The 12,665-nt window shown below is 43.6% G+C and carries 9 protein-coding genes; 2 read left to right on the top strand and 7 right to left on the bottom strand.

The window, feature by feature from the left end; all coding sequences use genetic code 11:
• Positions 1–473 precede the first annotated feature (473 nt).
• Entirely contained in the window at positions 474–2,021 is a 1,548-nt protein-coding gene (locus B2866_RS06740) for an acetyl-CoA hydrolase/transferase family protein (RefSeq protein ID WP_296191908.1), read from the top strand.
• A gap of 167 nt (positions 2,022–2,188) precedes the next feature.
• Here B2866_RS06740 and B2866_RS06735 read toward each other — a convergent pair whose 3' ends face one another.
• The 5 genes from B2866_RS06735 to B2866_RS06715 form a co-directional block, all read right to left on the bottom strand.
• Complete coding sequence (locus B2866_RS06735) at positions 2,189–2,983, bottom strand: SCO family protein (protein WP_296191905.1); 795 nt, start codon at positions 2,981–2,983, stop codon at positions 2,189–2,191.
• A gap of 100 nt (positions 2,984–3,083) precedes the next feature.
• Entirely contained in the window at positions 3,084–3,890 is an 807-nt protein-coding gene (locus B2866_RS06730; protein WP_296191903.1) for a formylglycine-generating enzyme family protein, read from the bottom strand.
• A gap of 286 nt (positions 3,891–4,176) precedes the next feature.
• Entirely contained in the window at positions 4,177–5,703 is a 1,527-nt protein-coding gene (gene nirK / locus B2866_RS06725) for a copper-containing nitrite reductase (protein ID WP_296191900.1), read from the bottom strand.
• A gap of 572 nt (positions 5,704–6,275) precedes the next feature.
• The gene (locus tag B2866_RS06720) at positions 6,276–6,932 is read right to left on the bottom strand and encodes a DedA family protein (RefSeq protein ID WP_296191897.1); all 657 of its coding nucleotides are present in this window, start codon (positions 6,930–6,932) and stop codon (positions 6,276–6,278) included.
• Positions 6,933–6,996: 64 nt separating this feature from the next.
• Positions 6,997–7,698 (bottom strand): hypothetical protein, encoded by a 702-nt coding sequence (locus B2866_RS06715; RefSeq protein WP_296191894.1) that lies wholly within the window; start codon positions 7,696–7,698, stop codon positions 6,997–6,999.
• 311 nt (positions 7,699–8,009) lie between these two features.
• Between B2866_RS06715 and B2866_RS06710 the strand changes: the two genes are divergently transcribed.
• Positions 8,010–8,954 (top strand): bestrophin family protein, encoded by a 945-nt coding sequence (locus tag B2866_RS06710; RefSeq protein WP_296191891.1) that lies wholly within the window; start codon positions 8,010–8,012, stop codon positions 8,952–8,954.
• Positions 8,955–9,096: 142 nt separating this feature from the next.
• Here B2866_RS06710 and B2866_RS06705 read toward each other — a convergent pair whose 3' ends face one another.
• Together B2866_RS06705 and B2866_RS06700 are read right to left on the bottom strand one after the other, a co-directional pair.
• On the bottom strand, positions 9,097–10,620 hold the full coding sequence (locus B2866_RS06705; RefSeq protein ID WP_296191888.1) for a di-heme oxidoredictase family protein: 1,524 nt from the start codon (positions 10,618–10,620) through the stop codon (positions 9,097–9,099).
• A 168-nt stretch (positions 10,621–10,788) separates the two neighbouring features.
• Positions 10,789–12,525 carry a chromosome condensation regulator RCC1 gene (locus B2866_RS06700; RefSeq protein WP_296191884.1) on the bottom strand — a complete coding sequence of 579 codons (1,737 nt, stop codon included), beginning with the start codon at positions 12,523–12,525 and terminating at the stop codon, positions 10,789–10,791.
• Positions 12,526–12,665 lie beyond the last annotated feature (140 nt).

Here is a 12,665-nt window from a genome sequence, read left to right as displayed (position 1 = left end):
CTTTTGTATTTGATACACTATACTAACTACTTAAAATTAAAAGATATAATTCTCTTTAATACAAAGCGCTTACCTAGGATTTTTTATAAATTCGGTAACTAACTACTATTTATCCTTATTAAAAATTTATGAAAGCTAAAGTTAATCTTATAGTATTCTTAAAACTTAATTAAGAGTATTTTTAACCGCCACATAGATATTTTAAATGTCCAACCTTATGGCGCTAAAAGCTCCCAAGTTAATAGTATGAAAACGTCTAAAAAGCAAATCTTCTTTCCTGTAAATACTATCGACTATTGTTAATGATTAAAAATGGTTTTTAATAATGTAAATTAAAATATGAGACAAGCAACTTGTCTTTTATCCTAAAGTTGTTAATATACTCTCCATTGTATTTTATTGCTGTTTCGGTATCAAACGTCTCATTATTTTGAGGGTTTGGTGTTAATAGGGAAGTTACTAGGAAAAAAGGTATGAGTGCAATTAATCACGAAGAGCGCGTTCGTCACGAAGGTTTACGTGAAAAAATCATGTCTGCGGAGCAAGCAGCGACATTTATCTCACATGACATGAATGTTGGAATGAGTGGTTTTACGGGGGCAGGTTACCCAAAAGCCATTCCAGCTGCATTAGCAGAGCGTATGAAAGCCGCTCAAGCGCGCGGTGAAGAATTCAAAATCGGTTTATTAACCGGCGCATCAACCGCCGCAGAGTGTGATGGCGTTTTGGCTGAAGCCAATGGTATCAAGATGCGCACACCTTATCAGTCAGAGTCGGCGTTACGTAAACAAATCAACGCTGGCGAAACGCATTATTTTGACATGCACTTATCGCATGTCGCTCAGCAGAGCACCTTTGGTTTTTATGGTGACATGCATGTGGCGGTGGTCGAAGTGGCAGGTATCTTGCCAGATGGTCGCCTGATTCCTTCTACCTCTATCGGCACCAATAACGCATGGTTGCATAATGCTGATAAGATCATTCTAGAAGTAAACAGCCGCCAAAGCTTACTGTTAGAAGGCATGCATGATATCTTTGATGACATTGGTGTACCGCCATATCGTAAACCGATTCCAATCACCACACCGGGCGAACGTATTGGCGAGCCGTACCTAACTTGTGACTTGGATAAAGTCGTCGCCGTGGTCTTGACGGACTCACCTGATCGCAACAGCAAATTTGCCGATCCTGATGAGTGCTCAAACAAAATTGCCGGCTACATTATTGACTTTTTCCATGAAGAGGTGAAAAAAGGCCGCATGCCAGCCAACTTATTGCCGATTCAGTCTGGTGTCGGTAACGTTGCCAATGCGGTATTAGCAGGCTTACAAGCCAGTCCGTTTGAGAATTTAACTGGTTATACTGAAGTATTGCAAGACGGTATGTTAGATTTGATTATGTCAGGCAAAATGACCCAAGCATCGGCGACGGCGATGTCATTAAGTCCAGACGCCTTAGCGCGTTTTAATGCCAATATCGAAGAGTTGCGCAAACGTATTATCCTGCGTCCACAAGAGATTACCAACCATCCTGAAGTCTCGCGTCGTCTTGGTGTGCTTGCTATCAATGCGATGATTGAGTGTGACCTTTATGGTAATGTCAACTCAACCCACGTGATGGGTACCAATATGATGAATGGTTTGGGCGGCTCTGGCGACTTTGCGCGTAATGCCTTTACCTCAATGTTTGTCAGTCCGTCGGTTGCCAAAGGTGGTGCTATCTCATGTATCACGCCAATGGTGTCACACGTTGACCATACCGAGCATGATGTGATGATCATTGTCACTGAGCAAGGTTTGGCGGACTTGCGCGGTTTATCACCCCGTCAACGCGCGCAAAAAATCATTGATAATTGCGCGCATCCAGACTATCGCCCAATGCTACAAGATTATTATGATCGTGCATCACAGACTGCTGGTATGCAAACGCCGCATTTGCTCGATGAATCTTTATCTTGGCATCAGCGTTATGTTGAAACCGGCGATATGCGCGTCAAACAAGGTTTGGCTTTGGCGGTTTAAGCGCTTAACTAAATATCTAGTTAAAGGCTTAACGCCAAAATCAGCGCCGTAGCTGATGACACAATGAGAAACACCGCTTGTCTATTTAGATAAGCGGTGTTTTTTTGCCTTTAAAATACAGATACTTTAAAAGTAAGGTAAAGGTTAAAAATATGGTTTTTAAATGCTTAACTATGGCTGTTTAAATACTCAATCAATGGCTTAATGCCAGAGTCGGCAATCCCAACGCCTTGGGCGACCAAACGACCTTCTTTATCTAATACAGATATCAAGTTAGAGTGGTTAATATCACCATTATCGGCAAATTGATATTTGATATTTAAGGTATTGGCAAGCATACGGGTGCTGGCTTCATCGCTACGAATCAGGCGCCAGTTATCACCAAGATTATTATGCTCAGCAAAGTTTTTCATCACATCAACGGTATCGCGCTCGGTATCTAATGTTGCTAGTAAAAACTCCGTTTGCGCACGCGCTTCAGGCGTCATCTCTTTATACATCTGTTTCATCGATTGCACCAAGATAGGGCAGGTATGCTGACAGCTGGTATAAGCCATCACCACTACTTGATTTTTACCCTCAAGATTATCAAGCTCAAAGGTATTGCCACGATGGTCTGTCCAGTCGCCACCTGCCTGATAGATAGAATAATCTTGCCCGAGCGCTTCTGCTGGTTCTTGCGCGTTCATATCAGCATGATTCATCTGTTTATGATCCATGTTTTTCATGTCGTGATGATTGTCTGTCGCGACTTTAGATTCAGAAGTAGTATCGGCTTGACTGTCTTGCGTCGCCGCCGATTTAGTCGCGTCAGGATTGCTACAGGCGAGTAAGCCAACACAGAACCCAGTAGTCAAAGCCAGTTTGATAGCATAAGCCAGATAAGACATTGGCTGAGTTACTGTATTTTGTAAACTTTTATTTTGCAATCTTTTATTTTGCATAATTTTTATTGTTTTCATAAGACAATCCTTAGAGGCCATTAAATTCAATTGAGCATAAAAAGTAGGGCGCTGTGTTAAAAGGGTGCTAGGTTAAAGTAGAGCGCTATGTTAGGGCAAGTTAATTACTAGCACAGCGAAAACCTAAGCTGCTGACCGTGTATTTGGCTTCTAAGCTTGAGCGAAAACCATAGCGCATAAAGGCTGCATAATCACTTGGGTCGACTGCACCGGCTGCGCCCGAGCCGCAAAACATCTCTTGGTTTAGATTGCTGTCTGAACGTGATTCGCCGGTGACCAAGCTATTGTTAAAATTCTCTGTCCATTCCCAAATCAAACCGTGCATGTCTTTGACGCCCCAATAGTTGGCAGGGCTTTGTCCGACATCGGCAAGCTGGTCTTTATTGCCTGCCGATTTAGCATACCAATCAAGAATGCGCTGGTTGTAACCGGCCTCCAAGCTACCATTTTTATTGCTGGTAGAAGCTTGTGCGACATATTCCCACTGTTCAACAGTTGGCAAGCGCTTGTTTTGCGCACGGCAATATTGATTGGCGGCATACCATGATACATTGACTACAGGCTTACGGAAATCAGCCTTTCTAGGCACAGAGATATCTTTGGTATTGATCCAGTGTTTTAGATAACCAGAATCGGCAAAAATAGGTGCAATGGCACGTTGGCGAAACTTCGGGTTTTCTTTTAAAAACTGATAAAACTGTATATTGGTGACTGGCAGCTCATCAATTTTGAATGTATCGACTGCCACCAATGGTGAATTTTTGCTCAAATATAACGGACGATAAGTACCGGGCTGAATGGTCAGCTCTTTTGCTTGCGCTTGCGTGCTTATCAACGCAAAGTCGGTTGTGACGCTAAGAACACTAACGACCAATAACAGTGCGAGCGGGCGAGCGGTTGTATCCACAATCTTCCGAATGTTCATTTTTAGCGTTTTGTTTTTGTGAATGCTGCGAGTGTTGCTTTTGTGTGTGTTGCTTTTGCGAGTGTTAGTGATGTAAGTCCATAACATAACTAATCTCCTAGTAAACCAAAAAGAGGACGGTGCCAAACGCTTATTGAATCAGACACCGTTCTAGCGTACCGATATTTGGTTATTTGACGAAAGTGTCTATTGTGAAAAGACTGTCCGATAACCCTGTTTTTTAACAGTATCTTTATCGGACAGTCAGTAGTATCTGTCTAAAACCCTATTATTTACGAGCGGCTTTGACCTCTTCTGGCGTCACTTCACCACCTTTGTTGCCCCAACTGTTGATGATATAGGTGACGACGTTAGCAATTTTTTCGTCATCTAAGGCAACGGCTGGCATGACACTGTCGTACTCTTCGCCATTGACGGTAATCTTACCAGTCAAGCCATGCAAGATAGCATTGACGGCGCGTTTAGGGTCTTCGTTGAGGTAGTCAGACTTCGCCAATGGTGGGAAGGCTTTTGGTATACCAGCACCATTTAATTGGTGACAAGCCGCGCAGTTACTAGCGTAAACAGACTCACCCATTTTAATTCTTTCTTGCTTGTTGGCAGCGGTCACGACTGGCGCAGGCGCATTGGTTTTGCCAAGACTTTGTGCCGCTGAACCTTCAGGTAAGTAGACGTCTTCACGCACTTTTCCTGAATATATTTTCTTGTCCTCTGCACCTTTGACATCGATGATACCAAGCGCACCTTTGTTAAATGCCCGGAAAATAGAGTGGTCAACCATCACAAGCTCGCCTGGAACATCTACTTTGAACTGGGTAATCGCGGCGCCCCCTGCTGGGATAAGGGTGGTTTGAACATTATGGTTTTCAGCGCTACCGCCTTCCATGTTGACCTTGTCGAAAATCTCACCAATCACGTGGAATGATGACACCAAGTTAGGACCACCGTTACCAACGAATAGACGAACCGTTTCACCGACGTTGGCTTTTAACGAGTTTTCACCGGTAAGAGCGCCAACTGAACCGTTAAATAACACGTAATCTGGCTGCTCTTTTACCGCTTTTTCCATATCAAAAGGTTGTAGGCCTTTATCGCCATAGTTGCCTTTGGTATAAAAATCGCCCTGCATGACATAAAATTCACGATCAACCTTTGGTAAACCGCCTTCTGGCTCAACCAAAATTAGACCATACATACCGTTTGCGATGTGCATACCGACGGGCGCTACCGCACAGTGATAGACATACAAGCCTGGTTTTAAGGCTTTAAAGTTAAACTCTGAGGTATAACCAGGAGAGGTAAACGAAGAAGCGGCACCGCCCCCTGGACCTGTCACCGCATGTAAGTCAATATTGTGCGGCATTTTTGAATCAGGGTGGTTTGATAAGTGAAACTCAATTTCATCGCCTTGACGTACGCGAATAAATTGTCCTGGTACCTGCCCGCCAAATGTCCAGAAGTTGTACTCAACGCCATCCGCTAGACGCATGGTTTTTTCTACGGTTTCCATTTTTACAATGACTTTTGCCGCATAGTCACGATCGATAGGTGGTGGTACTTCAGGCGCATGGGTGATAACCGCATCAATCACTGGTAGCTCGCCATTTTTGGTGACTGGCGCTTTGCTATCCTTAGTAGTTTGGGTGGTTTCTGCGCTGGTTGCCGTCGCCTTATCAGGAGTTGATTTATCACAACCAACCATTCCTACCGTACCAAGGGCAAGAATACAAGCTAATGCAAGTTTAGAATAGCTAAGGGCTTGAGGCTGAGAGGTTGTAGAGTTAAAAAGACGCATAAGGCTCTCCAAAAATTGAAAATAAGTGGCTCATTTAACAAAGCTCGATTTTTATCGCTTCCATCATCCTATTATTAATTGTGAAGAAAAGCAAAAAACACTATTAAAATAATAAGATTAAACAACAAAACTATAAAATGTTGAGCTAATAAATTGGCTTCCATAAGATGTATTTTAAATGAATGTTTATAAATAAGCGAATCATTTGCGCAATATTCGTTCACGGTTTTTATACTGATGAGTTATAAATTTAGTTAGGTGTTTTTGCCATTTGGTGCACTAGAAAAGAGCAATTTAAGGACATTAAAATTTGAGGAGGGAGTTTTGGGATTTTTATTGAATTTAATAAATCTAAGTCGATATTAAGATTTACTGTTATTAAGTTGGCTGTTGTTACGGTATAGTCGAATCCAAATAAATCGGATACGTAGCTATCAAGTCGCTCAATGAAACGTTGTTTTTCTTGCGTGCTGTGGCTACGCCGACAGAGGCTACGAAAAACAACGTTTCATCTCGCTGTATCGTTTTTATATCGAATTTATTACAGTAGCAGGCAGTTTATAATCCAATATTCAATGCTCATTACTATTTTTATCATTGTTTTTATCGTCCGCTTTTTTTCGATAGGACAAACGCCGCTTGATGAGTAAGCCGACAATAACCATCAGGATTGATATAACAATGGCTTTAGAATAGGGGGCTAAGATGCCTGCGACAGCGTCATAGTTTTGACCCAAATAATAGCCCGCCAGCGCCAATATCGCGGTCCAAATGCTGGCCCCTAAAGCGCTTAGCGCCAAAAAGGGTAATAGCGCCATTTTATTCATGCCAGCAGGGATGGAAATGAGCGAACGTACGCCTGGCACCATACGCCCAAAAAACACCGCCATTTTGCCATGTTTGTCAAACCATGCGTTGGCGTCGGTGATGTCAGTAGGTTTTATAAACACATATTTGCCGTACTTTTCAATAAATGCGACCAAGCGCGGTTCATCGAATTTATGGCCCAAGTAGTATAGTGGTAGCGCACCCAGCACCGCGCCAAGCGTTCCAGTTAAAATAACCAAGACGATACTCATATCGCCTTTTGAAGCGGCGAAGCCAGCAGCGGGCATGATAACCTCGGATGGAATGGGCGGAAATACGTTTTCAGCAAACATGGCAAATATAATGCCAAAGTAGCCAAACTTTGCCATGATGCCGAGTACCCATTCACTCATCTGATCCATGTAAATCCTAGATAATTAGCATACTAATGGCTGTTGTTTTATGACAGCCATCAGCTTATGAAAACTATCGACTGGTAAAGGTAATGGTTTTAGTACCATTAGTAGATGGCTGGCTAATGGTTACTTTGCTATCCAAAATATCGCCGCGCGCATTAATTTTATAGCATTCTGACGAGCTGCCATTAGGATCATTACTGAGTAGTAAGTTAGCCGAGGTCTCTATACAAAACCACGCGGTATTATTGGTATCTCTAGTCAAAGACCAATCTTGATTATAAGTGCCTATTTTTTTACGCATACTTCTATCAGCGTAAACGTCTTCGGTAATTAATTTGCTCGATGAGCCAGCCGTTGCCATTTTGGGAATGGTTGTGGTCTGATTCGAGATCGAGTATTTACCTGAGCTGTCGGTGAAACCATGGAATACCAATGGATTAAGGGTAAAGTAGTTAATGGCGACCGATTGATCAGTAACTTGATTGTTGACTTTATTAATAGTATTTACTTCAGCGCCTTGGACTTGTTTATTATTAAATACCATGCTGCCTTTGGGCGTCACTTTGATATCCGCAGAGGCCGTTTGATTGCCGACGTTCGCCACTAGGCTTTGACTGCGAGCTTTGGTATAAATATTGAGCATGGCTGCTTCAACGGGATATTGATTGACGATGTTATTTGAATTGCCCGGTGTGGTGCCACCGTTCATACCACCCGCACAGGCGCTTAATCCTACCGATATAGCGACAAGTAATCCTAATTTCTTCATGGTGTATTCCCTCGATTTATTTAACTGTAATTTATTAATAAGTGATAGACCTATCTACTATAATCGAATTTTTAAGCGCTGACAGCTGCTGTGTATCCTTGCGCTTGCTATCCTTACATCATTATAACAACCAATGATTTTGTAGAAATTTATTGAATAAGTACGTAGTAAAAATCCCTAGCCAATTAAAATAGGATAAATTACTGTTTTTTCTGCTCATACCTCTTTAGTCTGTTATCATTTCGTCCTGCAATAACGCCAGTTTTTATCTATAAGCACCAATTATAAGCACCATTCGTTAGGACGCTAAAATGATTGTCAAGCAAAAGCCAAGCGCCATCAAACTGCTTTTTGCCTTGCGTGGCTCTATCCTACCAAAGGTCTATCCACAGATTTTGCTCATTAGTCTGATTAGTGCCTTTATCACCAATATTCAGCACGGATTTCCCAGTTCTTTTTCTTCTTATAGCGTCGCACCGTTTACCTTGCTTGGGATTGCCTTATCGCTGTTTTTAGGTTTTCGGAATAATGCCAGTTATCAGCGCTGGTGGGAAGCTCGAGGGCTATGGGGGCAATTGGTCTATGATACACGCAGCTTTACCCGTCAAGTATTGTCTTATATAGATGATGGGAGTGAGGACGGGCGAGAAAACGAGAAAGGGCAAGATAGCCAGCGCCGATTGGTATATTTAAGCATCGCTTTCACCCATGCCTTACGTCATCGATTGCGTGACAGTGCGCCTTGGCAAGATGTTGAGCGCTTTGTCGAACCTATTCATCATACCAGCATGAAGCAGGCGCAAAATTTGCCGGATTATCTGCTGCGTCTGCTCGGTAAGGAGCTTGGCTATTGTCGGCAGCAGCGATTGACCTCAGATCATATGCTGCAAAATATGGATGAGCGCCTAAATTCTATGACGGTGGTCTTGTCGGCTTGCGAGCGTATTCATAGCACGCCATTGCCGTTTGCTTATACGCTGCTGGTGCATCGCACGACATATCTGTATTGCTTTATGCTGCCTTTTGGTTTGGTTTCTTCTTTAGGCTGGGTGACGCCATTAATTTGCGGCGTTATTGCTTATACCTTTTTTGGTTTGGATGCGCTCAGTGAAGAGTTGGAAGAGCCTTTTGGCTTGGCAGCCAACCAATTACCGCTGACGGCCTTATCTCGTACTATCGAGATTAATTTGCTAGAAGCTTTGGGCGAAACCGAGTTGCCGCCGAATATCACCGCTAAAAATGGCTATTTACAATAAGTTGTTTAAAATAAGTTGTTTATGAAAAAATAGCTAAGGCAGTAAAATTTACGCTCTCATAAATTATATTATCAAAATATATGCTATAAAAAAGACCACTCGATTGAGCGGTCTTTTTTATTTGACCTTGTCATAATGAGTATTAAATGCTGTTTAAAAAGCTTAGCAGCGTTTGTTGTTGCATGGCAGATAATTGTCTAAAGCGTATCTTGGCGCTTTCTGCCTCACCGCCATGCCAAAGTATCGCTTCTGTCAAACTGCTGGCGCGACCATCATGCAAAAACCGTGCTTCTGGGTCACGCGCCACAATACCAATGCCCCATAATGGCGGTGTACGCCACTCATAGCTTTCGGCATTTTTTTCTTTGACGCCGTCATCTAAACCTTTGCCCATATCGTGCAGCAATAAGTCGGTATAAGGATAAATGGTTTGCTGGGCAAGTAGCGGAAAGCGCACACTCGCGCCCGTTTTTTGTTTTGGCGTATGACAGCTGGCACAGCCAACTTGGGTAAACAGCAGCGCGCCTTTATTAAAGGTCGATAAATCGGCCACTCGGCGCTCAGGCACTGCCAAGGCAGTCATAAAATCGGTCACCGCATCCAAGCTGCTGTCTGAAACCTCAGGCGTGCCGCCATTGGGTGCTGTCCAACAAATCGGCTGATTGGCTGTACAATTGGGATCCATAAATAGGGAAGTGGTCAAGCCCATATCTTGTGACATGGCATTGGCGTTTTGGATACGCAAGCTTGAGTTAATCGCCTTCCAACCAAAGCGGCCAATGCGCTGCTGTTTGCCGTCTTGTACCCAATGTACGCGCCCACTGATGCCGTCTTTATTGTTATCGTCAGGGTCAGCTGCTGCAATGATATCCGCCTCAGGAATTAAGTCGAGCAAGCCCATGCCGACCAATTGCGGTGAGATACGCCCACTGATAGCGGTATCTCCCAGCGGCTGATTGGGGTCGGTTGCGCTAAAGTCAAACTGGACACCGGCAGGTTGATTGCTGTTACTGGCTGTGATGGCGTAGCGCATTTTACCTTCGGGTGCGATGCTGGCATCGATACTTTGATGTTGCATTTGCTCGCCGTAATAAGTGTGCGCAAGCCCTTGTTTGTTGCCGAGCCTAAATAAAATGGCGTCACTTAGCTCGCCATTGGCGGCATAAATGAGTTTGCGTCCTTCAGCACTATGGCACTGGGTACAGGCATTGGCGTTAAATAAGGGGCCAACGCCATCAAAGAGCACGCGACCTTGATTGGCTGGCGTCCATTCGGTGATAAATAGCTCGCGACCTGGCGATACGCCGCCCAAGGCACTGCTTGGCAGATTAGGCATAATTTGTAAAAATGGTCGTGAGATATCGGCAGCAATGGTCGCGTTGCCACCGGCTGGTAGCCAATTGTTATCAGTTTCAGGATTGTTTGGGCTGTCTGGGTTTTCAGGTATAGTTGGCGGCGTAGGCTTGCTAGGTAGCTCCGGTGTGTTAGAGCTGTCATTGTTTGAACTATTGGAACCGTCCGAGCCGCCACACGCACTTAGTAATAAAGTTGCTGTTAAACAAAATAACGCGCGGCGTGTGAGGCGTGTGACAGGAAATAAAATAATAGAGGGAGCATTTGAATGATTTAGTGAGTAACCGTTTGGTGAATGAGGCAGTAGAGACATGGCAAGACCTAAAATGGCTAAAAATATCATTTATTAAAATACGAAGAATAGGCTAAAGATGAGTAAGCAGAAATTAACAGAACTATAATTTAATAAAGGCAACATTGCTAAGGCTGCCCTTGTTCACTACATTTGCTATTGCATACTCATGTTAAAGATAAGTCACGCTTATAGTTGGCTTGGTAAATTGACTGGCATAGGAGTGTTATACATCCAAACGTGGGTGGTGTCTTTATTACCGAGTGAGCCCTCAAAGCTCCAACCCCATGTAAATAATTGACCATCTCTATACAAGGTATTGGTATTTTGCTGCAGAGGTTTTTCATGCGCGATCAAGTGCATGACGCCCATTGCCATATTGTCGATATTTTTTAAGTGAGGTAATTTATTGGTTGGCTCATCTAAATCGTTGTAGACAGTTTTGCCTGCGCTATTTGTCTCCCCAAACATACCCCACGCGTAAAGAATACCGTCTGTCGCTGAGCCATTATTTGATTTTGGCTCGCTCGATGACACATTATCCAGTAACGCATAGCTGGCATTGCCATTGGCATAGATGCGGCGAATGTTTTTACCCGTAAACCATGGCAGTTTGGTTGGTTTAACAATGGTATTTGCCCAAGCGCTTTCAGTAGCATTGAACTTTTCGCCGTTATAACCTATTTGGCTACTGGCATTAAGCCCCCAAGCGTAGACCGCTTCTTTATTGGTTAGCGCCAATACATGGTCACGTCCCGCTGCCAATTGTGTCACTCTTTCAATGCCAATGCTTGGGTTAGAGGCAAGCTCAGGAGTAGGGGCGATAGCGTTATTAGTATGAACGTCAACGTTGGTATGGGTATTGGAATTGCCGCTCAGAACATCAATGCGAATCGGCGTTGCATTAATATTGATACAATTATTGGCTTTATTACATTCTTGACCGCGACCTAGATTGGCATAGGCGTCGCTGCCCCAGCCCCAAACTTGACCTTTATCATCTAAGGCGTACGAGCTACTGGCACTGGCCACCACTTGCACGATATGACCGATGTCAGCGGCTGCTGAAAAATCAACTTTTACGGGTGTGCTACTCTCTATCGTTGTCGCATTACCAAGCTGACCTTGGGTGTTGGCACCAAACGCCCACACGCTGCCGTCTTTGGTAAGTACTAAGTTATGCTTATATCCTGCCGCTACCATCAGCGCATTATCAATACCATCAATACGACCGATATCTAGGCGGCAGTCTTCGGTCTTACTACAGTCATTGCGACCAGTCTCGCCGCGTCCTAATTGACCAGAAATATCTTCGCCCCAACTATAAACCTGACCTTTAGCATCTATCGCCAGCGAATGATTCTGATTAAATTTAATAGACACAAGGTCTTTTGGGGCATTGTGCATTAGCATAGGGGTATCTGGATGACCCATGACGTCGGTTAATTTTGTCGTCATTCCTAGACCTGTTTGCCCATAATTATTGCGTCCCCAGCCATAAAGCTGCCCATCGCGCAGAGCAGCTGTATGGGAGCCACCTGCCGCGACAGTATCGCCCAAATAGAGGGTTTTGGTTGAGCGCATGATGTTGCCGTTATTATCTGTGGCTTCTAAAGTGATTTTATTGCTACCCAATGCCAATAAAATACGTGTGTTAAAATCTCCATTTTTATTGACGTTTAATGCTTGCGCCGGCTCTTCATTGCGCTGATAAGTCAACGATTTGATGCCACTGCTATCTTGAACTTGCCCAGAAACAAATATCGCTGCCACTGCGCTATAGCCATCGGTAAAATTACTATCGGTGGTTAGAAGCGGCGGTGTCCCATCAATGATTGTTGTGTCATCAGAATCATTGCCACAAGCGCTTAGTATCAAAGTCGCGCTGATAAGTGCCACTGCTTGGGTAAAATGGGATAAGCGCATAAAAACCTCAATAAATTGTCAATAAAAGAATAGGTATCTGAATATGTGAAATAACAATAGAGCGTAAAATGGGTGTAATACCAAACCCAAAATATATAGTATAATCCACTTATGACAATACCAATCCACAACCTAGAAGA

The sequence above is a fragment of the Psychrobacter sp. UBA3483 genome, from assembly GCF_002377905.1.
Taxonomy (GTDB): domain Bacteria; phylum Pseudomonadota; class Gammaproteobacteria; order Pseudomonadales; family Moraxellaceae; genus Psychrobacter.
This window is presented reverse-complemented; position numbering and strand designations above follow the sequence as displayed.

What these genes read in the sequence shown, in the direction of transcription:
- B2866_RS06740 (WP_296191908.1), top strand. Translation starts at nt 474, where the DNA reads ATGAGTGCAATTAATCACGAAGAGCGCGTTCGTCACGAAGGTTTACGT.
- B2866_RS06735 (WP_296191905.1), bottom strand. Translation starts at nt 2,983, where the DNA reads ATGAAAACAATAAAAATTATGCAAAATAAAAGATTGCAAAATAAAAGT.
- nirK (WP_296191900.1), bottom strand. Translation starts at nt 5,703, where the DNA reads ATGCGTCTTTTTAACTCTACAACCTCTCAGCCTCAAGCCCTTAGCTAT.
- B2866_RS06720 (WP_296191897.1), bottom strand. Translation starts at nt 6,932, where the DNA reads ATGGATCAGATGAGTGAATGGGTACTCGGCATCATGGCAAAGTTTGGC.
- B2866_RS06715 (WP_296191894.1), bottom strand. Translation starts at nt 7,698, where the DNA reads ATGAAGAAATTAGGATTACTTGTCGCTATATCGGTAGGATTAAGCGCC.
- B2866_RS06710 (WP_296191891.1), top strand. Translation starts at nt 8,010, where the DNA reads ATGATTGTCAAGCAAAAGCCAAGCGCCATCAAACTGCTTTTTGCCTTG.
- B2866_RS06705 (WP_296191888.1), bottom strand. Translation starts at nt 10,620, where the DNA reads ATGTCTCTACTGCCTCATTCACCAAACGGTTACTCACTAAATCATTCA.
- B2866_RS06700 (WP_296191884.1), bottom strand. Translation starts at nt 12,525, where the DNA reads ATGCGCTTATCCCATTTTACCCAAGCAGTGGCACTTATCAGCGCGACT.